Raw genomic sequence first — 26,662 nt, 5'->3', positions numbered from 1 at the left:
GTGACATTCGGCAGGGGCCGTAACCCGGCCCGCCAGTGAAGCTACGAGGCGAGCGTGACCAGCGTCCCCCGGGCCGGTGAACGGAAAGTGAACGGGATGCGACGGGTTGCGCCACAGGATCCGCCCGGTTGCCTCAGATGCGCGGGCTGTGCGTCTCGATCGCGATGATCCCCGAGGCGGGATTCGTCGACGAGAGGTGCACCACCGAGTACTCGCCGACCTCGAGGGCGGCCGCGTCCCTGATGTAGCTGCCCATGGCCGTGCCGGTCGCGAGTGCGATCTCGCGCAGCATGTCGGGCAGAACGGGGCCGTGGCTGCACAGCACCGCGGTCTTCCGCACGCGCACCCGCTTGCCGATCGCCTCGCGGATGCCCGTGGTCGCCGTTCCGGTCTCCCACTGTTCCTGAGAGAGCGCGTCGGCGCGCTTCGGCGTGATCCCGTACGCTGCCGCGAGCGGAGCGACGGTGGCGACGCAGCGCACGGCGGGAGAAGTGACGATGCGTTTCGGATGCCACGCGGCGATCGTGGGAACGTTGCTCGCGGCCTGGCGCACGCCGGTCTTCGTGAGCGGTCGGCGGGCATCCTTGCCGTCCCAGCCCGACCGGGACATCGCCTTGGCGTGCCGGAGCACGATCAGGGCGAAGGTCCGCGTGACGCCCTCGCGGAACAGCGCCGCCCACTGGTCGATGATCTCGACGTCGCGCTCGTAACTGAGATATTTGCGCGCGCGCTTGAGAGGCACCCACTCGATGGCGGCGATCTCGTCGTTCGGCACGAACGTGGAGGCGTGCATGGCCTTCTCGGTGACCTCGGCGGCCCAGTAGTGCACGAACTTCTCGCGTCCGCTCGAGATGACGTAGTTCGTGACGCCGAGTGGCACGCCGAGCGTCACCTTCAGCCCGGTCTCTTCGAGCACCTCGCGCTGCGCCGCCTGCGGAATGGTTTCGCCCGGGTCGACCTTGCCCTTCGGCAGCGTGACGTCGCCGTACTTCGCGCGGTGCACGACCAGGATGTTCGGCACGTCGTCGATCAGGCGCCAGCAGACCGCGCCTCCCGCATAGATGACCGTGTCGGTCACCGGCGGCTCCCCGCGCGCGACCGATGCGAGATCACCTGCATGAGCCTATTCTGCAGGTCGTCGAGTGGCTTTCCATCCTCGTCGAGACTGTGCCGCACCCAGTCGCCCTGCGAGTCGAGCCACCACGATGACGTGCGGTCGTCCATCGCCCGGTCGAAGAGGTCGTCGAGCTCGGCAATGTGCGCCGGGTCGGTCAGGCGTACGAGGGCCTCCACGCGCCGGTCGAGGTTGCGGTGCATCATGTCGGCGCTGCCGATGTAGACCTGCGGGTCCCCGTCGTTCAGGAACGAGAAGATGCGCGAGTGCTCGAGGTAACGGCCGAGAATGGAACGCACCCTGATGTTCGCGCTGTAGTCCTCCTGCCCGGCCTTCAGCCCGCAGATACCTCGAACCCACAGGTCGATCGGCACTCCGGCCCGGCTCGCACGATAGAGCGCGTCGATGATGGCCTCGTCGACGATGGAGTTCACCTTGATGCGGATGCCGCTCGCCCGGCCGGCCTCCGCGTTCGCGCGTTCGTTCTCGATCGCCTTGAGCAGGCCCTTGCGCAGGTGCAACGGCGCCACCAGCAGCCGCTTGAACTTCTTCTCGATGGCGTAGCCGGAGAGCTCGTTGAACAGGCGGGTGAGGTCTTTGCCCACCTGGTCGTCGCACGTGAACAGGCCGAGGTCCTCGTAGATGCGCGACGTCTTCGGGTTGTAGTTGCCGGTGCCGATGTGGCTGTAGTTGCGCAGCGTTCCGCCCTCTTCGCGGATGACGAGCGCGAGCTTGCAGTGGGTCTTGAGACCGACCAGGCCGTAGACGACGTGCACGCCGGCCTTCTCGAGCTTGCGCGCCCACTCGATGTTGGCCTGCTCGTCGAACCGTGCCTTGATCTCCACCAGCGCGAGCACCTGCTTGCCGCGCTCCGCCGCGTCGATCAGCGCCTCGACGATCGGGCTGTCGCCGCTCGTGCGATACAGCGTCTGCTTGATCGCGAGCACGTGGGGATCGCGGGCGGCCTGCTCCAGGAAGGCCTGCACGCTCGTGGCGAAGGATTCGTACGGGTGGTGGACGAGAATGGGGCCGCGCGCGATGGAGGCGAAGACATCCGGCTTGGCGTTCGGCTCGCGAGGCATCAGCTGCACGGGCGTGGTGGGCACGTGGTTCGGGTAGCGTAGGTCGGGACGATCGATCTTGTACAGCTCGAACATGCCGCCGAGGTCGAGCGGAGAGGGGAGCCGGTAGACCTCCTGCTCGGTGATGTCGAGTTCGCGCACGAGGAGGCCGAGCGTGATCTCGTCCATGTCCTCCGACACCTCGAGCCGGATCGGCGGCCCGAACCGTCGACGGAGCAGCTCGCGCTCGAGCGCCTGGAGCAGGTTCTCGGTCTCGTCCTCGTCGATCTCGACGTCTTCGTTGCGCGTGACGCGGAACACGTGGTGCTCGATGACATCCATGCCGGGAAAGAGGTCGCCGAGATGGTTGGCGATCAGGTCTTCGAGCAGGATGTAGCGCAGCCGGGCCGGGTTCTCGCGCTGATCGATGCGCACGAAGCGGGGCAGCATCTGCGGCACCTTGAGGCGGGCGAACTGCTCCTTGCCCGAGCGCGGGTCGCGCACGCGCACCGCGAGGTTGAGCGACAGACCGGAGATATAGGGGAACGGATGCGCCGGGTCGACGGCCAACGGCGTCAACACGGGGAAGATGCGCTGCTGGAACGCGGTGCGCAGGTGGTCGTGGTCGGCGGCATCCAGGCTGTCCCACGTGACGATCGAGATGCCGGCGGCGTCGAGCGCGGGCGCCACGAGGCCGTGATACGCGGCGGCGTGGCGCACCTGCAACTCGTGCGCCTTGTCACTGATGTCGGCCAGCACGTCCGCCGGGCCGCGGCCGACGTTGGTCGGTACCGCCAGGCCGGTGAGGATGCGTCGCTTGAGACCGGCCACCCGCACCATGAAGAACTCGTCGAGGTTCGTCGCGAAGATGGCCAGGAAATTGGCGCGCTCCAACGCCGGCACGAGCGGGTCCTCGGCGAGCTCGAGCACGCGCTGGTTGAACGCCAGCCAACTCAGTTCGCGGTCCAGGTAGCGGTCGGCCGGCAGCGTCGGATCGAACTCCGGATTCCAGGGCTGCTCGAAGTCATCGTCGAATTCCGGGCTCAGCCCGGTGCCGATCACCGTGTTCTCGCCGTCCATCCACTCATCATGGCACCCGGAAGAGTACGTGCGGTCACAGGCTTCGCGCGGTCACCGCCGAGCGCCGGTACTGCACGTCGATCGCGTCGTCGACGAACCCGACGCTGCGGTAGAGCGCGAGGGCCGGTGCGTTGTCGCCCTCCACATACAGGGCGGCGCGCGTGCGCCCGCGTTCGGCCATGCGATGCAGACCCGCCGTCAAGAGACGCCGTCCGAGGCCGCGGCGGGAGGCGTCCGGATCGACGCCGAGCACGTAGACCTCGCCCTCGTCGCTTCCGGGCTCGAGCTTCATCCAGTGGTAGCCGAGCAGGCCGTCGCTCGTGCGCGCCACCAAGAAATCGCCTGGGTCGAACCACGGCTCCGCCTCCCGCTCGGCGAGGTCGGCCGCGCTCACCCGTCCCTGCTCGGGGTGCGAGGCGAACGCCCGGGCGTTCAGGGCGAGCCAGTCGGCGGCATCGTTCTCGGGATCGAACGCAGTGATGCGGATGCCTGTGCCGCCGTACTTGTTGCCGCCGTTCTCGTTGCCGCCGTTCTCGTTCCCGTAGTTCTCGTTCCCGCCGTTCTCGACTCCGCCGTTCTCGTCCCCGTCGTGTTCGGTCTCGCCGTTGGCCGGTGCCGCCTGCCGGAACCGATCCAACCGGGGTAGCTGCAGCCGCAGCAGCGTGCGCACCCGTTCGAAGCCGAAGCGGGACGCGAGCGCGGCCGCCGCGGGATGATCGCCGTGCGACCAGGCCGACACGTCCGGCTCGAGTCCTGGCAGGAGCCGCTCGAGCACGGCGGTCGCCACGCCCTGGCGTCGCGCCGACGGCACCACGACTAGGTCCAGCTCGCCGCCGCCGGCGACCGCCGCCGCCGCGGGCGCTCCGTCGATCCTCGCCAGCCAGGGGCTGCGGCGGCCGGACTCCAGGTCGAACCTCGCCTGCTCGTTGAGCGGGTCGGTCCCGTCGGCGTCCCGCGCTGCGTCGGCCACGGCGAGCACCTCGCCGACCGCATCGGGAAGGACCGGAGTGAGGCTCAGGCGGCCGGGCATGCGCCGCTCACTGCTACTGCTCACTGCTTCCGATCACTCTTCCCCGTCTTCGTCCTCGAGCACATTGAAGCGGTAACCCACGTTGCGCACCGTGCCGATCAGCGACTCCGATTCGCCGAGCTTCGCCCGCAGCCGTCGCACGTGCACGTCCACGGTGCGCGTGCCTCCGAAGTAGTCGTAGCCCCACACCTCGCTGAGCAGCTGCTCCCTCGTGAAGACCCGAGCCGGGTTCGTCGCGAAGAACTTCAGCAGCTCGAACTCCTTGAACGTGAGGTCCAACGCTCGTCCGTGCACCTTCGCCGAGTAGCTCGCCTCGTCGATGGTCACTCCTGACGCCTGGATCTTCGTCTGGCCGGAATCGTGCGAGGTGCGATCGAGCACGAGTCGCAGGCGGGCATCCGTCTCCGCCGGTCCCGCGCCGGCCAGGATGACGTCGGCGACGCCCCACTCGCCGTTCACCGCGGCGAGGCCGCCTTCGGTGAGCGCCAGGATGACGGGGGTCGCGTCGCCGGCGGACGTCAGCAGCCGACAGAGCGAGCGGGCGCCGGCCAGATCGTGACGGGCATCCACGACCACGACGTCGCAGGCCGGAGCGTGGGCGAGGGCCGAGGCATCCGAGGGGATCTGGTGCACCTGGTGCGCCAGCAGGCTCAGGGCGGGCAGCACTTCAGCCGAGGGCGTGGGCGTGAGCACCAGAATGTGAGCCACGCGACCTCCCGCCCGCTTCGCAGAGTACCTAGATCCTACTGTGGCGCGGATTTCGGTCGCGTTCGCCTTTCCCCGGGTTCGCCGGTGCTCGTTGGAACTGACGGCCGCGCCGGGAGAGAATGGCCGGGTGACCTCCGAGACACCGACTCCGCCTCCCGTGGACCCGCCTTCCGCGAGTCCGCAGGCATTGACGGCGGCCATGCGGTGGACGTCGATCGTCTCCGTGTGGGTCGTGACGATCGTCGCCGCCGTGCTCATCGGGGTGTTCGCGAACGATGCGGGATATCTGGGCTGGCTCGGCATCGCGATGGCCGGCAGCCTTCTGGTGGCGATGGGTGTGCAGCTGGCCACCCAGGTCAAGCGCGGTTTCGTCATCCGGTTCGGCTCGAGCGTGGCGGGCTCGTTCGTGATCCTCGTGGTCGCCACCGGGATCCTGGCGCTGCTGCACGCGTGATCGCGCGAGCGCGCCACTAGACTGGGCCCATGCTTGTCACCCTCGAGCTCGTCTTCGTCGGGCTTCTGTCGCTGGCCGTCCTCGCGATCGCCGGCGTCTCCGTGCTGGTCGTCTACAACCTCTTCCGGGGCCAGCGCTGATCACGATTCCGCACGGGCTCCCCGCGGAACTCGTACCGCTCTCCTGGCTCATCGGGTCGTGGGAGGGCACCGGCGTGCTCGACTACACGATCGGTGAGGAGCACGTGCAGCGCGAGTTCGGGCAGCGCGTCACGTTCGAGCACGGCGGACTTCCCGCTCTGGCCTACAGCTCGACGACCTGGCTGCTCGACGCCGAGCAGACGCCACTGGCCACCGAGCTCGGTTACTGGCGGCTCAGCCGCACCCTGCTGCCCGAAGACGCGGGGCCCGGTCTGCTCCCGGGCGCCGATGTGCGCCCGTTCGGCACGGCGCAGTCGGTGGAGACGCTGCGGAGCGCGAACGACGCCTTCGAGATCGAAGTGCAGATCCTGCATCCCGACGGCATCAGCGAGCTCTACCTCGGTCAGGTGAAGGGTCCGCGCATCGACCTGGCGACGGACGCCGTGCTGCGCACCTCGGGTGCCAAGGACTATTCAGCGGCCACCCGGCTCTACGGCCTCGTCGAGTCGCATCTGCTCTGGGCGTGGGACATCGCCGCATTGGGACAGGATCTGCGTACTCATGCGTCGGCACGTCTCGCCCGAGTCGACCTGCAGGGTGACCCTGACGTCGACCTCGACGTCGTCTCCGGCGCCGAGTCCGAAGGAGAATGACGATCATGAGCAATGCCCTGCCTCCGACGCCGTTCCTCTCCTTGCCCGGAGCCATCGCGGTCGATGCCTCGACCGACGCCGCCGATCAGGACGTGGCGGCCCACTACGGCAGTCCGCTGACGGAGCAGCGTGCGCTCGAATCGGGTCGCGCGATCGTCGACCTCTCCACGCGCGGAGTCATCTCGGTGACGGGCACGGATCGCCTCACCTGGCTCGATTCCATGTCGACCCAGACGCTGCGTTCGATGGGACGGGGCGACGTCGCCGAGGCGCTGCTCCTCGACCCCGCAGGGCACGTCGAGCACGCGCTGCACGTCGTCGACGACGGCGAGACCGCCTGGCTGCTCGTCGAGCGCACCGACGCCGGGCCGCTTCTCGACTTCCTGCAGAAGATGCGGTTCATGCTGCGCGTCGAGCCCGCGGACCGCACCGCCGAGTTCGCCACGATCGGTTCCTTCGGGCTTCCGGATGCCGTCGCCTCCCTCGCCGCGACGACGAACGGTGTCCCGCTGGTCTGGCGAGACGGGTGGGCCGGGGTCGTCACCGGCGGACACCAGTACGCCAGACCGGATCACGAGCATCCCGGCGCGCACTACGACTGGGTCGAGACGCTCGTGCCGCGGGCATCGTTGGACGCGCTGACCCGCCGCGTCGCCTCGGGTGAGATCGCCGCCGCGGGCACCCTCGCGGCCGAGGCGCTCCGGGTGGCCGCGTGGCGCCCGCGGCTCGCCGCAGAGACGGACGACCGCACGGTGCCGCACGAGCTCGACTGGCTGCGCACCGCCGTACACCTGAACAAGGGCTGCTACCGCGGACAGGAGACCGTGGCCAAGGTGCACAACCTCGGCCACCCGCCGCGCCGGATCGTGTTCCTGCACCTCGACGGCTCGCAGAACGTGCTGGTCGCTGCGGGCGACGAGGTGCTGGCTGGAGACACCGTGGTCGGGCGCGTCACGACGGCAGCCGTGCACCACGAGCTCGGACCTGTCGCGCTCGCCGTCGTCAAGCGCACCACCGATCCCGTCGCCGACCTGCTCGTGCGCTCCGGCGACGCGCTCGTCGCCGCCGCCCAGGAGACGATAGTGCCGCCCGACGCCGGAGCCGAGGCGAACGTGCCACGCATCCCGAGACTCGGCGCCGTCACACGAGAGCCACGCAACTCCACGGCGCACTGAGAGCGGCCCACTGGGGAACGGCGAGCCTCGCCGCGATCGGTAGGCTGGAGGCATGCCTGCCCCCTACACCCTTATTTTGCTGCGCCACGGCGAGAGCGAGTGGAACCAGAAGAACCTCTTCACCGGCTGGGTCGACGTGCGACTCAGCGAGAAGGGGCGAACGGAGGCGGCGCGCGCGGGCGAGCTGCTGGCATCCCAGGGCCTGCTGCCCGACGTGCTGCACACCTCGGTGCTCTCGCGCGCCATTCAGACTGCGAACCTGGCGCTCGAGAAGGCCGACCGTCTCTGGATTCCGGTGCGCCGCTCGTGGCGGCTCAACGAGCGCCATTACGGAGCGCTGCAGGGCCTGGACAAGGCGGAGACCAAAGAGAAGTACGGCGAGGAGCAGTTCATGCTCTGGCGTCGCTCGTTCGATGTGCCGCCGCCCGCACTCGCAGATGACGCCGAGTGGTCGCAGGTGGGCGACCCGCGCTACGCCGGTCTCACCGACTCCGAGATGCCTCGCACCGAGTGCCTCAAAGACGTCATCGCCCGCATGCTGCCGTACTGGCGCTCGGACATCGTGCCCGACCTGGCCGCCGGCAGCACCGTGCTGGCCACGGCGCACGGCAACTCGCTGCGCGCACTCGTGAAGCACCTGGAGGGCATCAGCGACGACGACATCGCGGGCCTGAACATTCCGACCGGCATTCCGCTCGTCTACCGCCTCGACGAGGACTTCATGCCGGTCGGCGCCGGCGAGTACCTGGACCCGGAGGCGGCGGCGGCCGGAGCCGCTGCGGTGGCGGCGCAGGGCGCCAAGTAGCCCGTGACTCGTTCCGCTCCCCGAGCGGATCCTGCTCCCTGAGTGAGCCGAGTGAGCCGAGTGAGCCGAGCGAGCGGAGCGAGTCGAGGGGCGCTCAGCGCGCGAGTGCCGAGACCCCGGTGAGGTCGCGTCCGATCAGCAGCGCCTGGATGCTCTCGGTCCCCTCGTACGTGTGGATCGCCTCGATGTCCGCCAGGTGCGTGATCACGCGGTTCTCCACCAGGATGCCGTTGCCTCCCAGCAGGTCTCGTGCGGTGGACGCCACCTTCCGTGCGGTCCGCGTGCAGTGGTACTTCGTGAGCGACGCCTGCGTCGGCGTGAGCCGGCCCGCGGCATCCAGTTCGGCGACCCGGCGGCAATAGAGCTGCATCGAGGTCAGCTGCGCGAGCATCTCGGCCAGTCGCTCCTGCACGAGCTGGAACGACGCGATCGGCTTGCCGAACTGGATGCGCTGCGTCGCGTAGCTCAGTGCGGCCTCGAACGCGGCGGTCGCGTGCCCGAGCGCCGACCAGGCGACAGCGGCACGCGTCGCGTGCAGAACCGTCGACGTGTCGCGGAACGAGTTCGCACCGGGCAGCACCGCGTCGTGCGGGACCTCGACGTCCCTCAGCCTGATGCGCGCCTGGAAGATGGCACGCAGCGACGCCTTCCCGGTCATCGTCTCAGCGTCGTAGCCCGGCGCGTCCTGCGGCACCAGGAATCCGCGCACCTTGCCCTCGTCGTCGCGCGCCCAGACCACCGTGACGTCGCCGACCGAGCCGTTGCCGATCCACTTCTTCTCGCCGTTGATCACCCAGCCGTTCGGCGTGCGCCGCGCGGTCGTCTCCAGCGAGGTCGAGTCCGATCCGTGGTCGGGCTCGGTCAGCGCGAACGCGCCGAGCTTCTGTGCACGGGCCAGCGGCACCAGCCACTTCGCCTTCTGCTCCTCGCTGCCATGCAGCGCGATGCTGCGCAGCACGAGGCCGCCCTGCACCGCGACGACGGTGCCCATCGACCCGTCTCCGCGCGAGATCTCCATGTTCACCAGACCGGCCGCCAGCGGTGACATCGGCGTGAGCCCCTCGCCGGCGACACCGTCGGTGAGCAGGTCGAGCTCGCCGAGGCGGCTCACGAGGTGCAGCGGATAGTCGGCGCGGTCCCAGGCCTCAACGAGCTCGTCCTGGGACTCGAGGGAGAACTGGCGTGCGCGCTCCCAGAACGCGCGGTCCTCGGCGGCGATGTCGGCGAACACCTCGTAGTAGTCGGTGTCCAGCGGGGTCGTGACGTCGTAGTCGGGCATGGAGCAATTCTGCTGGATGCCGGCTGTGCTTTCTGCCGGAGGCTTTCCGCGGGAGGCGTCCGCGGGAGGCGTCCGGGCTACTGGTCCTGCACCCAGTCTCCGGTGACCAGGTACTGCACCTTCTTGGCGATCGACACCGCGTGGTCGGCGAAGCGCTCGTGGTAGCGGGACGCGAGCGTGGCATCCACCGTGTCGACGGCCTCGCCCTTCCACGTCTCGCCGAGCACCTTCTCGAACACGCTGATGTGCAGCTCGTCGATCTCGTCGTCCTGGTTGCGGATCTCGTCGGCCATCCGCGGATCCTGCGTGCGCAGCAGATCGACGAGGCGCTCCGCGATGTCCACGTCGAGCCTGCCCATCTCGGCGAACGTTCCGCGCAGGCTCTTCGGCACCACCTTGTCGGGAAAGCGGTAGCGAGCCAGCTGGGCGATGTGCTCCGCCATGTCGCCCATGCGCTCCAACGACGCGCTGATGCGCAGCGCGCTCACGACGATGCGCAGGTCGCGGGCGACCGGGTTCTGCCTGGCCAGAATCTGGATGGACAGCTCGTCGAGCACCACCGTCAGCGCGTCGATCTTCGCGTCGTTCTGGATCACGATCTCGGCGAGCGACACGTCGGAGTCGCCGAACGCCGCAGTCGCGTTGCGGATCGAGGTCACCACGAGTTCGGCGATCTCGACGAGGCGGTCCTGCACCTCGCGCAGCTCATGCTGGAACACATCACGCATTCATCGGGTCCCGTCGTCGAAGGTCGTGCACGGCCATGGTCATCGTGCCAGGTTAACGCGGGGTGTCGTGCGCAGGAACGTTCGGCGACGAGGCGGCGGCGGGCATCCGTTCCGTGCGGAACGCACACGGCGCACAGGTAGCCTGACGGCATGGACTCCACCTGGTTGGTGCTGCTGTCTCTGGCACTCGGCCTCGTGGTCGGGGCAGGGTTCGTCGGTCTGCTCTTCGCGGCCGCCTCCCGCAGCCGCCGTGCCGCGGAGATCGTCGACCCGACCGTCCCCGACGGGGTCGACCAGGTGCTCGAGACGCTCACCACGGCCGGTGTCGTCGTCGATCCGAGCAACAATGTCGTGCGAGCCTCGGCCGGTGCCTACACGCTCGGGCTCGTCTGGAACGCCGTGCTCAGCCAGGCACAGCTCGTCGAGCTGGTGGACGAGGTGCGCCGCACCGGCGAGCCCCTCGAGCGCGAACTCGAGCTGGCGCGCAGCACGCTCGGGGATGCCACGGTGCAGCTGAGCGTGCGCGTCGCCCGTCTGGGCTCGCGCTACGTTCTGCTGCTGGCCGACGATCGCACCGAGGCCGTGCGCCTCGAGGAGGTGCGTCGCGACTTCGTGGCGAACATCAGCCATGAACTGAAGACTCCGATCGGCGCCATCAGCGTGCTCGCCGACGCTCTGCAGAGCGCGCCGGACGACGAGGACCAGGTTCGCCATTTCGCATCGCGGCTGACCGCCGAGGCCGGCCGTCTGGCCCGGCTCACCCAGGACATCATCGATCTCTCACGCTTGCAGGCCGCCGACATCGTGCCGCATGCCGAGCGCGTGGACATTGGCCACGTAGTGAGTTCCGCGGTCGATCAGAACCGGGTCGTCGCCCGTTCCCGCGGCATCGAGTTGGCCACGGGAGGGCACGTGGATGCCGTCGTGCACGGCGACGAGAAGCTGCTCACCACCGCGGTCCACAACCTGGTCGCCAATGCCGTGCAGTATTCACCCGACCGCTCCCGGGTCGGCATCGGTGTTCGCCGCCATGACGGGATCGTGGAGATCACCGTCACCGACCAGGGCGCAGGCATCCCCGCGGAAGATCTCGACCGTGTCTTCGAGCGCTTCTACCGGGTCGACCAGGCACGGTCGCGTGCCACCGGCGGCACTGGTCTCGGCCTGGCGATCGTGAAGCACGCCGTGCAGAACCACGGGGGAGAGGTGCGTGTCTGGTCGCTGCCCGGAAAGGGGTCGACGTTCACGATCCTGCTCCCCGAAGCCGAACAGCTCCCCGAAGCCGAACAGCTCACCGACGTCGCGCCGCTGCCCGACGCCGCAGCCGTGCCGGCGCCCGCCCGACAAGGAGAACCGACGACATGACCCGCATCCTGCTCGTGGAAGACGAGGAGGCCCTGAGCGAGCCGCTCGCCTTCCTGCTGAGACGCGAGGGCTACGAGGTGACAGTGGCCGGCGATGGTCCCGCCGCGCTCGCCGCCTTCGACAACGAGGGAGCCGACCTGGTGCTGCTCGACCTCATGCTGCCGGGGATGCCGGGTACCGAGGTCTGCCGCCAGTTGCGAACGCGATCGCAGGTGGCGATCATCATGCTGACCGCGAAGGACTCCGAGGTCGACATCGTGGTGGGCCTGGAACTGGGGGCGGACGACTACGTGACCAAGCCGTACTCGACCAGGGAGCTGCTCGCGCGCATCCGGGCCGTCCTGCGCCGGAGGAGCGAGGACGCCCCGCTCGACGACGGCGTGCTCGAGGCTGGCATCGTGCGCATGGACGTCGACCGCCACACGCTGACCGTCTCCGGGATCGAGACACCCATGCCGCTGCGGGAATTCGAGTTGCTGGAGCTGCTCATGCGCAACGCGGGACGTGTCCTCACGCGGGGGCAGATCATCGACCGGGTGTGGGGGAGCGACTACTTCGGCGACACGAAGACGCTCGACGTGCACGTCAAGCGCATCCGCTCTCGCATCGAGCAGGACCCGTCGGATCCGCGAATGCTGGTGACCGTGCGCGGGCTCGGCTACCGCTTCGAAGCGAGCTGAGCGAGACGGGCGAAGCGTGCCGAACGGCTACTTGCCCGGCGCGTAACCCTCGAAGCCGGGGAACGTGGACTTCAGCACCGGCACCTGAAGCTGCGTTCCCGTGGCACCCGAGTAGGTGAAGTACACGTTGGTCAGCGAGCCGGGCTTCGCACCCAGAGGAGCGAACTGCACGCGCTTGCCCTCGTCGGAGCCGAGCTTCTTCACGCCGAGAGCGGGGATGCCGACCGACTTGGTCGTGGAGCCGTGCACGATCGAGACGTAGTGCGCCTTGTCGTCGTTGTTCACGAGCGTGACGACGAGATTGCCGACGGAACCCTTGCTGTTGGAGATGATGACCGCGTTCCGCACGTCGATGTGGCCCACCGAGCCACCGACACCGTTGCTGGTCTCCTGCATGTGCAGGGTGTCCTGCGGGGTCAGCAGCGTGCATCCCGACATGCCAAGGGCCAACCCCAGCGCGAGAGCCATGGATGCCGCGACACGCGTCTTCACTTCATGTCCTCCAAGTAGCGTGCGGGTAGGCCGATCGGCCGGTGCTGAACACCCCGCAGTGCCCTTCGAGCCTAGCGCATGCACGGGGCTCCGCCCGGCGGCGGCAGAGGATAGCAGACAGGTGCTGTGGTAAACTAGACGCTGCTGAAGGGACTTCCATCTATGCTTTTCGAGGTCGGCGAGACTGTCGTTTACCCCCATCACGGTGCCGCAACAATCACCGAGGTGAAGAAGAGAGTCATCAAGGGCGAAGAGAAGGTCTATCTCAAGCTCAACGTCACTCAGGGCGATCTCACCATCGAGGTCCCAGCCGAGAATGTCGACCTGGTCGGTGTGCGCGACGTGATCGGCAAAGAGGGCCTGGACCGCGTCTTCGAGGTGCTTCGTGCGGAGTTCACCGAGGAGCCCACGAACTGGTCGCGCCGTTACAAGGCGAACCTCGAGAAGCTGGCGTCGGGCGACGTGATCAAGGTCTCCGAGGTCGTTCGCGACCTGTGGCGTCGTGACCAGGATCGCGGCCTTTCGGCCGGTGAGAAGCGCATGCTGGCCAAAGCGCGCCAGATCCTCATCTCCGAGCTCGCTCTCGCCGAGAAGACCGACGAGGAGCAGGCATCCGTCGTGCTCGACGAGGTTCTCGCCTCGTAGTTCCGCGTGACAGCGCGGGCACTACGCTCGTCTGCATGAGCGCATCGTCTCCCCGCGTGGCGGTCGTCGTCGTCGCGGCCGGTTCCGGCATGCGTCTGGGTGCTGGCCTGCCGAAGGCCTTCGTGTCGCTGGCCGGAGCCACTCTGCTCGAGCACGCGGTCCATGCCGTGGCCGGAATGCACGAGGCGGCGATGGTGGTCGCCGTCGTGCCCGGGGATCGTGTCGAGCAGACGAGGGCGCTGATCGGGGGCCTGGTACCCGCATCGTCCGTGGTGCCGGGCGGAGAGTCGCGTCAGGCCTCCGTGGCCGCCGGCCTCGGGGTGCTCCCGCCCTGCGTCGAGGTCGTGCTGGTGCACGATGCGGCACGCGCGTTCACGCCCAGCGCTCAGTTCGACGCCGTGCTCGCCGCGGTCGACGCGACGGGCGAGGGCGTGGTCCCCGGACTCCCGGTCAGCGACACCGTCAAGCGTGCGGATGCCGCGGGTTTCGTCACCGGCACCGTCGACCGTTCCGAGCTGGTCGCCGTGCAGACGCCGCAGGGGTTCCCCGCACGGGTGCTGGAGGCCGCCTACCGTGCGGCGACCCGCGAGGCGACAGACGACGCGTCCCTGGTCGCGGCCATCGGGCATCCCGTGCGGGTCGTCGACGGTGACGCACTCGCCTTCAAGGTCACGACCCCGGCCGATCTGCGGAGGGCGGAACAGCTCCTGGGCTCACCCACCGTTCTTCCGCGCATCGGGCTCGGCACCGACACCCACGCATTCGGCGGCGAAGGCGACCTCTGGCTGGCCGGCCTGCCCTGGCCGGGTGAAACGCCGCTGGCAGGGCACAGCGATGGAGACGCCGTCGCCCACGCCATGGTGGACGCACTGCTGTCCGCCGCCGGCCTCGGCGACATCGGCTCGCGATTCGGCACGGCCGATCCGCGCTTCGCCGGCGCGCACGGCGAGGTCTTTCTCACGGCCACACGCGACCTGCTCGCGGATGCGGGCTGGGCGATCGGCAACGTGAGCGTGCAACTGGTCGGCACGAGGCCACGGTTCTCTGCTCGTCGCGAGGAAGCGCAGACGGTCTTGTCGGGCATCCTGGGCGCGCCCGTCTCGGTGACCGCCACCACGACCGACGGGCTCGGCTTCACGGGCCGCGGCGAGGGTGTGACGGCGATCGCGACGGCGATGGTCGTCCAGCGACCCTGACCTAGGCTAGGGGGGTGGGAATCCGACTGTACGACACGCACGCCGCGCGCCTGCGCGACTTCGTTCCGCTCATCGACGGCCGGGTCGGCATCTACGTCTGCGGTCCCACCGTGCAATCGTCGCCGCACATCGGGCATCTTCGCTCCGCCCTGGTGTACGACCAGATCCGCCGCTGGTTCAACTATCGCGGGTTCGACGTCACGCTGGTGCGCAACGTCACCGACATCGACGACAAGGTCTTGCTGAACGCGGCGGCGGCGCAGGCGACGGGCAGCACGGAACAGTGGTGGGCGCTCGCCTACCGCTACGAGCGCGAGTTCACCGACTCGTATGCCGCACTCGGCATACAGCCTCCGACGTATGAGCCTCGGGCGACCGCGAACATCCCGCAGATGCAGGAGTTGATCGCGCGGTTGATCGACGCCGGGCACGCCTACGCGACCGACGACGGATCCGGCGACGTGTACTTCGACGTGCGCAGCTGGCCGTCCTACGGCGAGTTGACCAAGCAGAGCATCGACGCGATGGAGGCGGCGGCGGATGCGGACCCGCGAGCCAAGCGGGACCCGCGCGACTTCGCACTCTGGAAGGGACGCAAGGCGGACGAGCCGGAGTCGGCATCCTGGGCGAGCCCGTGGGGTGACGGGCGGCCGGGCTGGCACATCGAGTGCTCCGCGATGTCGTCGCGCTATCTCGGCACGGCATTCGACATCCACGGCGGCGGCCTCGACCTCCGGTTCCCGCACCACGAGAACGAGCTCGCGCAGTCGAGCGCGGCGGGCGACGCGTTCGCCGGGTACTGGGTGCACAACGGTCTGGTCAACGTCTCGGGGCAGAAGATGTCGAAGTCTCTCGGCAACTCGGTGTACGCCGCCGATCTGCTCGGCGCGGCTCGCCCGCTGGTGGTGCGCTACTACCTCGGTTCCGCCCACTACCGCTCCACCATCGACTTCACCGAGAGCTCGCTCGCCGAGGCCGAGGCCGCGCTCGAACGCATCTCGGGATTCCTCGAACGCGTCGACCGGCGACTGGCCGGCACGCGGTTCGCCTCGAGCGGCGCGGAAACGATTCCAGCGGAATTCGCGGAGGCGATGGACGACGACTTCGGCGTCCCGCAGGCGCTCGCTGTTCTGCACGACACCGTGCGCGCCGGCAACCAGGCTCTTGACAACGAAGACCTCTCGTCGGCCGCGACCGCACGCGGGCAGGTCGAGGCGATGACGGAGGTGCTCGGAATCAACCCGCTCGCGCCGCAGTGGCAGGTACGAACGGATGCCTCCGCCCGGGCCGCGCTCGACGCCTTGCTGGGCAGACTGCTCGCGGATCGTCAGGCCGCACGGGAATCGCGCGATTTCGCGGTTGCCGACCGCATCCGCACCGAGCTCGCCTCCGCGGGCATCACGATCGAGGACACCCCGACGGGTGCGCATTGGAGTATCGATGGCGAATAAGCCGCGCGCGGGAGCCGTGCGCAAGCAGAAGAAGGGCCCCACCAAGGGCACCGGCGGTCACGGCCGCAAGTCGCTGGAGGGCAAGGGGCCGACGCCGAAGGCCGAGGACCGGCCGTACCACGCGGCGGCCAAACGCAAGGAGCTCGCGGAGCGTTCGGCCGCCAAGGCGGCGAATCGCGGGCAGCGGTCGAACACCGCGGGCGGATCCGCGTCGCGGCGCGCGACGCCCGACGACTCGGAGATCGTGACCGGACGCAACTCGGTGCTCGAGGCGTTGCGGGCGCGCATCCCGGCGACGACCCTCTACGTCGCCAGCCGCATCGAGGTCGACGACCGTGTGCGCGAGATCCTCAGCACCGCGACGAAGCGAAGCATTCCGGTCCTCGAGGTCATGCGACCCGAGCTGGACCGCCTGGCCGGCCGCGACGTCGTGCACCAGGGCGTCGCGCTGAAGGTGCCGCCGTACGAGTACGCGCACGCGAACGACGTGCTCGACACCGTGCAGAAGCGAGGCCAGACCGCGCTGTTCGTGGCACTCGACGGCGTGACCGATCCCCGCAATCTGGGTGCGATCATCCGCTCCACTGCCGCGTTCGGTGGTCAGACGGTCATCGTGCCGCAGCGCCGGTCCGTCGGAGTCACCGCCTCTGCCTGGAAGACCTCCGCGGGCGCCGCAGCGCGCGTGCCGGTGGCGATGGCGGCGAATCTCACGCAGACGCTCAAGGGACTCAAGAAGCGCGGCCTGTTCGTGCTCGGCCTTGACGGCGGCGGCGACGTGTCGCTGCACTCGCTCGACCTGGCGCGCGAAGGCGTCGTCGTCGTCGTCGGCAGCGAAGGAAAGGGCCTCTCGCGGCTCGTGCGCGAGACCTGCGACGCCATCGTCTCGATCCCGATCAGCGCCGCGACGGAGTCCCTGAACGCGGGGATCGCGGCGAGTGTGACGCTGTACGAGATCGCCAAGCGGCGGGCCGAGGGCGACTCCCGCTGATCGGCGGCTGCGATCTCTGATGGACGAACGGCAGCGGCTTCTGGAGCGCGTCTTCTCCCGGGAAGGCGCGCAGGAGGAGCCGCGCGATCGTCGAGATCCCCTCACGGGCCGCACCGTGCGCATGAGCGACAGTGAGTGGGCGCTGAGGGAGTACGACCGCGTTCACGCCGCTGACGCGGGTTCCGACGAGCCGGAGGATCTGGACGATCCGGGTACTCGTCGCGAACCGGCCCTCTCCGACGAGTCAGCCCTCTCCGACGAGTCCGCCGACGATCCGTTCGACCCGGATGTTCGTCTCAGCCGGGTGCACAGGCGTTCCTCTCGTCGGCGTCTGGCTCGTGCCGGAGCCCTCGTCGGCGCATTCGCGCTGGGCGTCGCGGTGACGCTCGCCGTCACGAACGCGGGCCTGTTCGGCGCTGATGCACCCGGGACCTCGCCCGTCGGCGCGCCGTCGAGCTTGTCCGCGGACGATCCGGACGCGGGTGCGCAAGCTCTGCCGTCCGGAAAGCCGTCCGCCGGCTGGCATCCGCTGATCGAGCCGGAGATCGAGGGGTACTTCGCCTCCGACCCACGCGTGGACGATCTGGCGCCCGCGATCACCGACGGGTTCGAGCCGACATCGTTCCACCTCATCGCCGGCAGCGTGATGATGCAGCAGAGCGCGTCGATCTACGCCGCGCAGCGGCTCGACGGACAGTACTGCCTCGTCGCCGTGGCGTCGAACGCCCGTGTCGCGGAGACGTGCGCGACAGCGGCCGGCATCGCGCGGCACGGCCTGTCCCTGACGAAGGACGCGGTGCGCGACCTCGACGGCCGACCCGTGACCGTCACCGTGACCTGGGGACAGGACGGCACCATCAGCTGGGAGGCGATGCCGTCGGCGGGCTGATCGCCGGCCTTCTCGCGTCTCAGACCTTCGAGGTCCAGTCGTCGCCGTCGTCTTCGTCGTCCGCCACCGGAACCGGCACCGTGATCGCCTCGGTCATCGGCGCGATCACCGTGGCCTCGTCGCGGCGGTGTCGGAGCACATCGTTGATGTACGAGGTCAGGGATTCGGCGAGGGGAACGTCCCGGCCCTCCTCCTGGGACATGAACCACCGGTGGTCCAACAGCTGGTGGAACACCTCGGCCGGCTCGAGCTTGCCGCGCAGGTCGGCGGGGATCGCCCGCACGACGGGTTCGAAGACACGCATCAGCCACTCGTGGGCGATCGCCTCCTCGTCCAGGCCGGGCTTGGCGGTCGTGGCCGCGTACGAGTCCAGATCGTTCAGCAGGCGGCGCGCCTGGTTCTCGCCGGTGTCGAGGCCCGTGAGGCGCAACAGGCGTCGCTGATGGTGGCCGGCATCCACGACCTTCGGCTGGATGCGCACGCTCGCGCCGTCCTCCCGGGTGCGGATGGCGAGTTCCTCGATGTCGAAGCCGAGCTCGTTGAGCCGACGGACACGTTCGGCGATGCGCCACCGTTCGGACGCGGAGAATGATTCGCTGCCGGTGAGCTCCTTCCAGAGCTTGCGATAGGCATCCACGATGCCGCCGGAGATCTGCACGGGATCGACCTCTTCTGCGAGCCGCCCGCCGGCCTGGATGTCCATCAGCTCGCCCGCGATGTTCACTCGCGCGATCTCCAGGTCGTTCTCGCGCTGGCCGTTGCTGAGCCCGCCCTCGTAGAGCTGGCCGGTCTCGGCATCCACGAGATACGCGGCGAAGGCGCCGGCGTCGCGTCGGAAGAGCGTGTTCGACAGCGAGACATCGCCCCAGAAGAAGCCCACCATGTGCAGGCGCACCAGCAGCACGGCGAGCGCGTCGACGAGGCGCGTGGCCGTGTCGGGGCGCAGCGTCTGCGAGTAGATCGCCCGGTAGGGGAGCGAGAACTTGAGGTGACGCGTGACCAGCACCGCCTTCAACGGCTTGCCGTCGTCGTCGGTGCGCCCCTCGATGACCGCCACGGGGTCCACACACGGCACGTCCAGGCGTTGCAGTGTGCGAAGCATGTCGTATTCGCGCCGCGCCATCTCGCTCGTGGTCTCCTTGATGGCGATCACGTAGCCGGAGAGATTGGCGAACCGCACGAGGTGACGCGAGATGCCCTTGGGCAGCAGGGCGATGTGTTCGTTGGACCACGAGTCCAGCGGAAGGTTCCACGGCAGGTCCAGCAGAGCGGGATCGACCGTGGCGGCGGTGATGTTGACGGAGCCGGCCATGAATACTCAGCCTATTCCGCACCGCGCTGGGCGCGGCGCATACGGATCGCCCCGGCCCGAATGACTCGGGCCGGGGCGATCGCGATGGTGGAGTGTCGCGAAGATCAGTCGACGACGGCGCCGCCGAGGCGCTCGCCGCTCTCCGCGTCGAAGAGGTGCACGTGACCCGGCTTCGGCGTGATGTAGACCGTCTCGCCGGCGTTCGGGTGTGCGCGGCCGTCGACGCGACCGACGAGGTCGATGCGCTTGTCATCGAGCTGCGAGTGGCCGTAGAGGTAACCGTCGGCACCGAGCTCTTCGACCAGGTCGACGGTCACGGTGAGGCCATTGCCGGCGCTGTTGGAGACGACCACGTCTTCGGGACGAACGCCGATGGTGACCTGCTTGCCGGCCTTGGCCAGCACGTCGCGGTCCACCGGGACGATGGCCGAACCGAACTGGATGCCACCCTCGGCGACGTCGGCCGAGAACAGGTTCATGGCCGGGCTGCCGATGAAGCCGGCGACGAACACGTTGTTCGGCTCTGCGTACAGCTCGCGCGGGGTGCCGACCTGCTGCAGCACACCGTCCTTCAGCACGGCGATGCGGTCGCCCATCGTCAGGGCCTCCGTCTGGTCGTGCGTGACGTAGACCGTGGTGACGCCGAGGCGGCGGGTCAGCGAGGCGATCTGCGTACGGGTCTGCACACGGAGCTTCGCGTCGAGGTTCGACAGCGGCTCGTCCATGAGGAACACCTGGGGGCTGCGGACGATGGCGCGGCCCATCGCGACACGCTGCCGCTGGCCGCCCGAGAGGGCCTTCGGCTTGCGGTTCAGGTACGGCTCGAGGTCGAGCAGCTTCGCAGCCTCGAGCACGCGGCTGGCGCGCTCTTCCTTCTTCACACCGGCGATCTTGAGCGCGAAGCCCATGTTCTCGGCCACCGTCATGTGCGGGTACAGAGCGTAGTTCTGGAAGACCATGGCGATGTCGCGGTCTTTCGGCGGAACGTCCGTGACGTTGCGGTCACCGATGAAGATGTTGCCCTCGTTGACCTCTTCGAGGCCGGCGAGCATGCGGAGCGATGTCGACTTACCGCATCCGGAGGGGCCGACGAGCACGAGGAACTCGCCGTCGGCGATGTCGAGGTTCAGCTTGTCGACGGCAGGACGCGTGCCACCGGGGTAGATGCGCGTCGCCTCGTCGAAAGTGACTGTTGCCATGTTCTATGTCTCCTTCACCGGCAGGTACGTGCCGGACGATCCGTTGTGATGGATGTTGTATGGCCATCGGTCGTCGATGACCTGCACGTGATGCTACGGCATGGCCCGCGTCGGAGCGAATCGAGCGCCGCGCACAGAGGCACGTCGCGCAGTCGGCGCCCGGTCGCTGTACGCCATGCCTCCAGCCTCCGTCTGGGCATTTCCCAGAGTGCCGCTCTACGATCGTCGGTGCGTTCACCTGCCGTCGACGGGGCATTTCCCGAACGCACCCGCACTCGTTCCACACCCGAAGTGAGATCAATGACCCAGGGCGATCCTGCGCAGCGCAACAACAACTCGGAGCGCCGAGCAGCGGCACGCGACAAGGCGCGGGCGCTGCGCGAGGCGCATCGCAAGCAGGAGCGCCGGCGCAAGGCAGTCGTGCGCTCGACCGTGATCGCGCTCGTCGTGGCGGCGGCCGCCGTGGTCGCTGTCGTGATCGTCTCCTCCATCCACACGACCTCGCGCGGGCCGGCGAACATGGCGAGCGACGGCATCCTGATCGGCACGGGCCTCAAGGCGAAGCGCACACCCGCCGCCGACGCGAATGCGAAGCCGGTGTCGAACAAGACGGATGCCTCGTCGGGCAAGGTCAGCATCGTCACCTACGTCGACTATCTGTGCCCGTACTGCGGAACGTTCGAGCGCACGAACGCAGCGCAGATCGGCAAGCTCGTCAAGAGCGGAGCCGCGACGGTCGAGATCCATCCGATCCCGCTGCTCGCCAGCCACTCTGCCGGCACGAAGTATTCGCTGCGCGCCGACAACGCGGCCGCCTGCCTTGCGAACTACGCCCCCGACTCGTTCTGGACCTTCAACCGCGAGCTGTTCGAGAACCAGCCGGAGGAGAACACCGCCGGACTGACGAACCAGCAGCTCAAGAGCCTGGTCAAAAAGGCGCTGACCACGAAGGCAGGAACGGGCAGCTACGACTCCGTGTCCAAGTGCATCGATGAGGGCAGATACGACACCTGGGCGCAGAACGCCCTCGACCGAACGCTGACCGGGCCGATCCCGAACTCGAGCGTGAAGCAGCTCAAGGGAACGCCGCTCGTGCTCGTCAACGGCAAGCAGTACCAGGGCGCGCTCGACGACGCGGACGAGTTCCGTGCCTTCATCGTGAAGGCTCAGGCCGACACCTACTCGACGCCCACGCCCACGCCGGTTCCGACGGGCAGCCCGACGCCGACAGCCACGAAAGCGGGCTGAGTCCTCACTTCATGGCGAAAGCGCTGCGGACCTTTGCGTAATATGGGCCGGGGCGCACGCGTCCACGCCGACTTGGCGCAATCGGTAGCGCAACGCTCTTGTAAAGCGTAGGTTGCGGGTTCGAGTCCCGCAGTCGGCTCAGAAAAAGTCCCGGTCAGAGCGCCTTTCTTGCTCGCGTTTTCGTCATTCCGGCAGTGCTTGGGGCGGCCGCGGGCACGATGACTCCGTCGACGAGTGCAATCGGCACGACATCAGGTCCCTTCGCCCAACGCCTAGCACCGATCGAGCGCTCACGACTGCTCGGCAAGCACGCTCACGTGCGCCGCGACATCCACAGCCCTGGCCGGCTTCTCGGGTTTGCCCCGATCGAGCATGCCGCCGACGTAGAGCCAGCCGAGCAGTCGCTCGTTCTCGGTGAGGCCGTGCAACTCTGCCACCTGCTCGGACCTCGTGTAGTGGCCGGTACGCCACATCACGCCCCAGCCCGCCTCGTCGAGCAGCAGGCTGAGCATGTGCGCCACTCCTGCGGCCACGGCGTCCTGCTCCCAGTGCGGGACCTTCTGACTGGGGCGACGCGAAGCGACCACGGCGATCAGCAGCGGAGCACGCAGCGGTTTCGTGGATGCCTCGCTCGCGCCCTCCGCGTCGGCGATCGCCCTTCCGAGCCGGTCGCGCGCCGACCCCCGCAGCTCGATCAGCCGCCAGGGGCGCAACGCGCTGTGATCGGCGACGCGGGCCGCGGCCTGCACCAGCGCGAGGATCTCGGCGTGGGAAGGCGCGGCATCCGTCACCTTCGAGCGCGAACGCCGCGCGGAAAGCGCGTCGCGCGCGCTCACTTACGCGTCTTCTGCGGTGTCGGCCGGGGCGAAGCCGAGCGAGAGAGAGTTCATGCAGTAGCGGTCTCCGGTCGGCGTGCCGAAGCCGTCGGGGAACACGTGGCCGAGGTGCGACCCGCAGTTCGCGCAGCGCACCTCCGTGCGCTCCATGCCGAGCGAGGTGTCCTCGAGCAACTGCACAGCCTCGGGGCGCACGGACTCGTAGAAGCTCGGCCAGCCGCACCCGGAATCGAATTTCGTGCCGCTCTTGAACAGCTCGGCGCCGCACGCGGCACACGTGTAGACACCAGCCCGGCCCTCGTCGAGCAGCTCGCCGCTCCACGGGCGCTCGGTCGCGGCTTCGCGAAGCACTGCATACTGCTCTTCGGAGAGCTCGCCGCGCCATTGTTCGTTCGACTTCGAGACCGCGTACGTCATTTCTGGGTTCCTTCCTGCGTGGCGAGCAGCGCTCGCCGGTGCCTATCGGCACATTCAGGTTAACGACTCGGACGCGCGGACTGTTCCGCCTACGACGGCGCCGCAGCCGATACGCAGCTGCCCTTCTTTCCCTCGCCGACGGCACGCCGCGGCGGCCGTGGGCTCTTCGGCGCCTAGGATGTCCGTCGTCGGCGGGAGGCGTGATGGGCGAGGCGCTCAGCGAACGCGATCGGGCCGTCCTCGATTTCGAGCGGCGCCAGTGGAAGCACGCAGGCGACAAAGAGCAGGCGATCCGCGATCAGTTCGGTCTTTCCTCGGCCAGGTACTATCAGGTCCTCGGCCGGGTCATCGAGTCGCCGGCCGCACTCGTGCACGACCCGATGCTGGTGCGTCGACTGCAACGCGTGCGCGCTGCCAGACTCGCCGCGAGGGCGGATCGACTCCGCCCGCCGCAGTGAGCCCGACGCACCACCCCACCGCGGTCACGCCGCCCGAAGACGAGGACTCACGAAGAACCGCCCATGGCTCAGAAATTCCCCGCAGACCGCTTCGACCGGCTCCCCGACGACATCGAGCGCATCGGTGCGCACCGTGCGCCCCGTCCCCGGGGCTACGGCTGGATCTGGGTCGCGTGGTGCGCGGGCATCGCCGTCGTGATCGTCGGGATCGGCGCTCTCGGCATCTTCGCGATCAACGGCACGCTGAACGTGGGCTTCCCGTTCGGGACGAAGACCGCGACCGCGACCGCGACCCCCACCTCCACGCCGACGCCGACGGTCACGCCTGCCGTGAACCCCGCTCTCAACCTCATGGTGCTGAATGGCACGACGACCGAGGGACTCGCCACCGAGGTCACCACGACGTTGACGAACGCGGGCTGGAAGAACGTGACACCCGCCAACGCGAGCTCGACGGACATCACGGCCACCACCGTCTATTACTCGGACGCGAAGAACGAGGGCGCGGCACTGGCGGTGTCGCAGGAGCTCGGGAATGCTCCGACTCGCGTCACGCAGGACTTCGTGGCGTCGGGCGCCGATATCACGGTCGTGCTGGGCTCCGATTACCACCCGGCGGAGTGAACGCGCCGGCATCGCGAGCTCTCGATCACATCGCGAACGTAACCGTTTGTCTCAATCTGGAAACACCTCTCGTCCCCATCCCAGGCGACCGCTACGATCGGGGTTCAACGCGCGCGAAAACGCGCGACGTTGCTTCAAGCGCAATTGGGAGTACTAAATGGCGAACGGAACCGTCAAGTGGTTCAACGCTGAGAAGGGCTACGGCTTCATCACCGTCGACGGTGGGGGACAGGACGTTTTCGTTCATTACTCCGCAATCGACATGAACGGCTACAAGGTCCTCGAAGAGGGTCAGCAGGTGACCTTCGAGGTCGGCACTGGATCGAAGGGACCGCAGGCAGAGTCGGTCCGACCGGCCTGAGCACGAATCGAAAGGGGCGTCGCTTCGGCGGCGCCCCTTTTGCGCGCCGGGAAGCAACCGCCCCCGGGACGGGCCGTCTCGCGCAGCGGCCGGGCACGACTTCTCTCAGAGCGCACCGCCATGCATCCACTCGTCTTGCACTCCCCGTGGTCGAGTGCCAGAATCGTCCTTAGCACTCACTTCGTCTGAGTGCTAACCGTTGAATCTTTCGCGTAACGTCCGGGAGGGACGAGAAACAACATGGCAAAGATCATTGCTTTTGACGAGGAGGCTCGTCGCGGCCTCGAGCGTGGCTTGAACACGCTTGCCGACGCGGTCAAGGTCACCCTCGGACCGCGCGGTCGCAACGTCGTGCTCGAGAAGAAGTGGGGCGCCCCGACCATCACGAACGACGGTGTGTCGATCGCGAAGGAGATCGAGCTCGAGGAGCCGTACGAGAAGATCGGCGCAGAGCTCGTCAAGGAGGTCGCGAAGAAGACCGACGACGTGGCCGGTGACGGAACCACCACTGCGACCGTGCTCGCTCAGGCGCTCGTGCGCGAGGGTCTGCGCAACGTCGCGGCCGGGTCCGACCCGATCAGCCTCAAGCGCGGCATCGAGAAGGCCGTCGCCGCGGTGACCGAGCAGCTGCTCGCCGCCGCCCAGGATGTCGACACCAAGGAGCAGATCGCCGCGACGGCATCCATCTCCGCGGCCGACCCCGAGATCGGTGCGATCATCGCCGAGGCGATCGACAAGGTCGGCAAGGAAGGCGTCGTCACGGTCGAGGAGTCGAACACGTTCGGCACCGAGCTCGAGCTGACCGAGGGCATGCGCTTCGACAAGGGCTTCCTGTCGCAGTACTTCGTCACCGACCCCGACCGCCAGGAAGCGGTCTTCGAAGACCCGTACATCCTCATCGCGAACCAGAAGATCTCGAACATCAAGGACCTTCTGCCCATCGTCGACAAGGTGATCCAGGCAGGCAAGCAGCTCCTGATCATCGCCGAAGACGTGGACGGCGAGGCTCTGGCCACGCTGATCGTCAACAAGATCCGCGGCATCTTCAAGTCCGTCGCCGTCAAGGCGCCGGGCTTCGGCGACCGTCGCAAGGCTCAGCTGCAGGACATCGCGATCCTCACCGGCGGCCAGGTCATCAGCGAGGAGGTCGGTCTCAAGCTCGAGAACGTCACCCTCGACCTGCTCGGCCAGGCTCGCAAGGTCGTCATCACCAAGGACGAGACCACCATCGTCGAGGGCGCGGGCGACCCGGAGCAGATCGCCGGTCGTGTGCAGCAGATCCGCAACGAGATCGAGAACACCGACAGCGACTACGACCGCGAGAAGCTCCAGGAGCGTCTCGCCAAGCTCGCCGGCGGCGTGGCCGTCATCAAGGCGGGCGCGGCCACCGAGGTCGAGCTCAAGGAGCGCAAGCACCGCATCGAAGACGCCGTGCGCAACGCCAAGGCCGCCGTGGAAGAGGGTGTCGTCGCCGGCGGTGGCGTCGCCCTGATCCAGGCCGGCAAGCAGGCGTTCGCGACCCTCGAGCTGAGCGGCGACGAGGCGACCGGCGCGAACATCGTCAAGGTCGCCATCGAGGCGCCCCTCAAGCAGATCGCTCTCAACGCGGGCCTCGAGCCGGGCGTCGTCGCGGCGAAGGTCTCCGAGCTTCCGGCCGGTCACGGCCTGAACGCGGCCAGCGGCGAGTACGGCGACCTGCTCGAGCAGGGCATCATCGACCCGGCCAAGGTGACGCGCTCCGCTCTGCAGAACGCGGCATCCATCGCGGGCCTGTTCCTCACCACCGAGGCGGTCGTCGCCGACAAGCCGGAGAAGGCTGCTCCGGTTCCCGGCGGCGAGGCCGGCGGCGGAATGGACTTCTAGAGTCCGCATCACGCACCACACGGAAGGGCGCCCCTCGGGGCGCCCTTCTTGCGTTCCGGCGCGCAGGCCGTTCTCAGACCTAGACGGCGAACAGCTTCGCGTTGGTCAGCTCGACCTCGGCGTAGTGCTGGCCCGCCTGCCCGAGCGCCTGGTTGATGGCGTCGAGCGACTCCTCGACCTGCTGCTGGGTGGCGCGCCACTGAGTCACGACGCCCTGGAACGACTCGGCGGCGTGGCCGCTCCACGTTCCCTGCAGTCCCGTGAGCTGGCCGAGCAGGCCGGCGACCTCGCTCTGGATGCGGCTCATCGAGCCGCGCACTGCGGCAGTGGCCGCGAGCATCTGGTCGCTGTCGACGCGGTATGTGGTCATGGTGGTTCCTCCTCGTTGCGTGCGGTGGCACGAGGCTACGG

At 68.4% G+C, this 26,662-nt stretch carries 27 protein-coding genes, 1 tRNA gene and 1 pseudogene; 17 read left to right on the top strand and 12 right to left on the bottom strand.

Annotation, left to right across the window (positions count from 1 at the left end):
- Nucleotides 1–133: 133 nt before the first annotated feature.
- The 4 genes from H623_RS0109845 to H623_RS0109830 are packed head-to-tail and all read right to left on the bottom strand — an operon-like array spanning nucleotide 134 to nucleotide 4,993.
- Nucleotides 134–1,078, bottom strand: coding sequence for an NUDIX hydrolase (locus H623_RS0109845; protein WP_022900773.1), 945 nt, complete (start codon nucleotides 1,076–1,078; stop codon nucleotides 134–136).
- Nucleotides 1,075–3,255, bottom strand: a complete 2,181-nt coding sequence (locus H623_RS0109840) for an RNA degradosome polyphosphate kinase (RefSeq protein WP_022900772.1) — start codon at nucleotides 3,253–3,255, stop codon at nucleotides 1,075–1,077. The genes H623_RS0109845 and H623_RS0109840 overlap by 4 nt, the downstream gene beginning before the upstream one ends.
- A gap of 34 nt (nucleotides 3,256–3,289) precedes the next feature.
- The gene (locus tag H623_RS0109835) at nucleotides 3,290–4,309 is read right to left on the bottom strand and encodes a GNAT family N-acetyltransferase (RefSeq protein WP_026940186.1); all 1,020 of its coding nucleotides are present in this window, start codon (nucleotides 4,307–4,309) and stop codon (nucleotides 3,290–3,292) included.
- 9 nt (nucleotides 4,310–4,318) lie between these two features.
- Nucleotides 4,319–4,993: a winged helix-turn-helix transcriptional regulator gene (locus tag H623_RS0109830; RefSeq protein ID WP_022900770.1), complete on the bottom strand. Its 675-nt coding sequence runs from the start codon at nucleotides 4,991–4,993 to the stop codon at nucleotides 4,319–4,321.
- A gap of 127 nt (nucleotides 4,994–5,120) precedes the next feature.
- Here H623_RS0109830 and H623_RS0109825 point away from each other — a divergent pair, with 127 nt between their 5' ends.
- From H623_RS0109825 to H623_RS0109805, 4 genes and pseudogenes are all read left to right on the top strand, one after another.
- Entirely contained in the window at nucleotides 5,121–5,447 is a 327-nt protein-coding gene (locus H623_RS0109825; protein WP_169514912.1) for a hypothetical protein, read from the top strand.
- A 136-nt stretch (nucleotides 5,448–5,583) separates the two neighbouring features.
- Nucleotides 5,584–6,177, top strand: a pseudogene (locus H623_RS19060) (nitrobindin family protein); the annotation flags it as partial.
- 68 nt (nucleotides 6,178–6,245) lie between these two features.
- Complete coding sequence (gene ygfZ / locus H623_RS0109810) at nucleotides 6,246–7,415, top strand: CAF17-like 4Fe-4S cluster assembly/insertion protein YgfZ (RefSeq protein WP_026940185.1); 1,170 nt, start codon at nucleotides 6,246–6,248, stop codon at nucleotides 7,413–7,415.
- 52 nt (nucleotides 7,416–7,467) lie between these two features.
- Nucleotides 7,468–8,220: a phosphoglyceromutase gene (locus H623_RS0109805; protein WP_022900765.1), complete on the top strand. Its 753-nt coding sequence runs from the start codon at nucleotides 7,468–7,470 to the stop codon at nucleotides 8,218–8,220.
- Nucleotides 8,221–8,314: 94 nt separating this feature from the next.
- Here the strand turns inward: H623_RS0109805 and H623_RS0109800 are convergent, their stop codons facing one another.
- Entirely contained in the window at nucleotides 8,315–9,499 is a 1,185-nt protein-coding gene (locus H623_RS0109800) for an acyl-CoA dehydrogenase family protein (protein ID WP_022900764.1), read from the bottom strand.
- Between the two features lie 77 nt (nucleotides 9,500–9,576).
- On the bottom strand, nucleotides 9,577–10,227 hold the full coding sequence (phoU, locus tag H623_RS0109795; RefSeq protein WP_022900763.1) for a phosphate signaling complex protein PhoU: 651 nt from the start codon (nucleotides 10,225–10,227) through the stop codon (nucleotides 9,577–9,579).
- 150 nt (nucleotides 10,228–10,377) lie between these two features.
- Between phoU and H623_RS19055 the strand changes: the two genes are divergently transcribed.
- Both H623_RS19055 and H623_RS0109785 read left to right on the top strand, forming a co-directional pair.
- Nucleotides 10,378–11,592 carry a sensor histidine kinase gene (locus H623_RS19055; protein WP_022900762.1) on the top strand — a complete coding sequence of 405 codons (1,215 nt, stop codon included), beginning with the start codon at nucleotides 10,378–10,380 and terminating at the stop codon, nucleotides 11,590–11,592.
- Nucleotides 11,589–12,272 carry a response regulator transcription factor gene (locus tag H623_RS0109785; RefSeq protein ID WP_022900761.1) on the top strand — a complete coding sequence of 228 codons (684 nt, stop codon included), beginning with the start codon at nucleotides 11,589–11,591 and terminating at the stop codon, nucleotides 12,270–12,272. Before H623_RS19055 ends, H623_RS0109785 begins: the two co-directional genes overlap by 4 nt.
- A 27-nt stretch (nucleotides 12,273–12,299) precedes the next feature.
- Here the strand turns inward: H623_RS0109785 and H623_RS19050 are convergent, their stop codons facing one another.
- Nucleotides 12,300–12,764 (bottom strand): hypothetical protein, encoded by a 465-nt coding sequence (locus tag H623_RS19050; protein ID WP_022900760.1) that lies wholly within the window; start codon nucleotides 12,762–12,764, stop codon nucleotides 12,300–12,302.
- Between the two features lie 162 nt (nucleotides 12,765–12,926).
- Here H623_RS19050 and H623_RS0109775 point away from each other — a divergent pair, with 162 nt between their 5' ends.
- From H623_RS0109775 to H623_RS0109755, 5 genes are read left to right on the top strand one after another with little or no spacing between them, the layout of a single operon-like run.
- The gene (locus H623_RS0109775) at nucleotides 12,927–13,409 is read left to right on the top strand and encodes a CarD family transcriptional regulator (RefSeq protein ID WP_022900759.1); all 483 of its coding nucleotides are present in this window, start codon (nucleotides 12,927–12,929) and stop codon (nucleotides 13,407–13,409) included.
- 35 nt (nucleotides 13,410–13,444) lie between these two features.
- A complete protein-coding gene (gene ispD / locus H623_RS0109770; RefSeq protein ID WP_022900758.1) occupies nucleotides 13,445–14,605 on the top strand; it encodes a 2-C-methyl-D-erythritol 4-phosphate cytidylyltransferase in 1,161 nt (386 codons plus the stop codon).
- 14 nt (nucleotides 14,606–14,619) lie between these two features.
- A complete protein-coding gene (cysS, locus tag H623_RS0109765) occupies nucleotides 14,620–16,056 on the top strand; it encodes a cysteine--tRNA ligase (protein ID WP_022900757.1) in 1,437 nt (478 codons plus the stop codon).
- Entirely contained in the window at nucleotides 16,046–17,044 is a 999-nt protein-coding gene (gene rlmB, locus H623_RS0109760) for a 23S rRNA (guanosine(2251)-2'-O)-methyltransferase RlmB (RefSeq protein ID WP_022900756.1), read from the top strand. Before cysS ends, rlmB begins: the two co-directional genes overlap by 11 nt.
- Nucleotides 17,045–17,063: 19 nt before the next feature.
- The gene (locus H623_RS0109755) at nucleotides 17,064–17,933 is read left to right on the top strand and encodes a hypothetical protein (protein ID WP_022900755.1); all 870 of its coding nucleotides are present in this window, start codon (nucleotides 17,064–17,066) and stop codon (nucleotides 17,931–17,933) included.
- Between the two features lie 19 nt (nucleotides 17,934–17,952).
- On the opposite strand, the gene H623_RS0109750 is transcribed toward H623_RS0109755, so the two are convergent.
- Nucleotides 17,953–19,245 (bottom strand): DUF4032 domain-containing protein, encoded by a 1,293-nt coding sequence (locus H623_RS0109750; protein ID WP_022900754.1) that lies wholly within the window; start codon nucleotides 19,243–19,245, stop codon nucleotides 17,953–17,955.
- A 104-nt stretch (nucleotides 19,246–19,349) separates the two neighbouring features.
- Entirely contained in the window at nucleotides 19,350–20,444 is a 1,095-nt protein-coding gene (locus tag H623_RS0109745; protein ID WP_022900753.1) for an ABC transporter ATP-binding protein, read from the bottom strand.
- A gap of 300 nt (nucleotides 20,445–20,744) precedes the next feature.
- Here H623_RS0109745 and H623_RS19045 point away from each other — a divergent pair, with 300 nt between their 5' ends.
- Together H623_RS19045 and H623_RS0109730 are read left to right on the top strand one after the other, a co-directional pair.
- A complete protein-coding gene (locus H623_RS19045; protein WP_022900752.1) occupies nucleotides 20,745–21,692 on the top strand; it encodes a DsbA family protein in 948 nt (315 codons plus the stop codon).
- A 66-nt stretch (nucleotides 21,693–21,758) separates the two neighbouring features.
- A tRNA-Thr gene (locus H623_RS0109730) sits at nucleotides 21,759–21,831 on the top strand.
- Nucleotides 21,832–21,982: 151 nt separating this feature from the next.
- Here H623_RS0109730 and H623_RS19040 read toward each other — a convergent pair.
- A complete protein-coding gene (locus H623_RS19040; RefSeq protein ID WP_022900751.1) occupies nucleotides 21,983–22,528 on the bottom strand; it encodes a nitroreductase family protein in 546 nt (181 codons plus the stop codon).
- Nucleotides 22,529–22,945, bottom strand: a complete 417-nt coding sequence (gene msrB / locus H623_RS0109720) for a peptide-methionine (R)-S-oxide reductase MsrB (protein WP_022900750.1) — start codon at nucleotides 22,943–22,945, stop codon at nucleotides 22,529–22,531.
- A 203-nt stretch (nucleotides 22,946–23,148) separates the two neighbouring features.
- On the opposite strand from msrB, the gene H623_RS19035 reads away from it, so the two are divergent.
- The 4 genes from H623_RS19035 (at nucleotide 23,149) to groL (ending at nucleotide 26,251) form a co-directional block, all read left to right on the top strand.
- Nucleotides 23,149–23,403 carry a DUF3263 domain-containing protein gene (locus H623_RS19035; RefSeq protein ID WP_022900749.1) on the top strand — a complete coding sequence of 85 codons (255 nt, stop codon included), beginning with the start codon at nucleotides 23,149–23,151 and terminating at the stop codon, nucleotides 23,401–23,403.
- A gap of 63 nt (nucleotides 23,404–23,466) precedes the next feature.
- The gene (locus tag H623_RS0109710) at nucleotides 23,467–24,027 is read left to right on the top strand and encodes a LytR C-terminal domain-containing protein (RefSeq protein ID WP_022900748.1); all 561 of its coding nucleotides are present in this window, start codon (nucleotides 23,467–23,469) and stop codon (nucleotides 24,025–24,027) included.
- Nucleotides 24,028–24,184: 157 nt separating this feature from the next.
- Nucleotides 24,185–24,388, top strand: coding sequence for a cold-shock protein (locus H623_RS0109705; protein ID WP_022900747.1), 204 nt, complete (start codon nucleotides 24,185–24,187; stop codon nucleotides 24,386–24,388).
- Nucleotides 24,389–24,628: 240 nt separating this feature from the next.
- A complete protein-coding gene (gene groL / locus H623_RS0109700; protein ID WP_022900746.1) occupies nucleotides 24,629–26,251 on the top strand; it encodes a chaperonin GroEL in 1,623 nt (540 codons plus the stop codon).
- Nucleotides 26,252–26,330: 79 nt separating this feature from the next.
- Here groL and H623_RS0109695 read toward each other — a convergent pair whose 3' ends face one another.
- Entirely contained in the window at nucleotides 26,331–26,621 is a 291-nt protein-coding gene (locus H623_RS0109695; protein ID WP_022900745.1) for a WXG100 family type VII secretion target, read from the bottom strand.
- Nucleotides 26,622–26,662 lie beyond the last annotated feature (41 nt).

Origin of the sequence: Humibacter albus DSM 18994 (assembly GCF_000421825.1) — a bacterium.
Taxonomy (GTDB): Bacteria; Actinomycetota; Actinomycetes; order Actinomycetales; family Microbacteriaceae; genus Humibacter; species Humibacter albus.
Note: the sequence above shows the minus strand (reverse complement) of the source record. Positions and strands in the feature narration are given on the sequence as shown.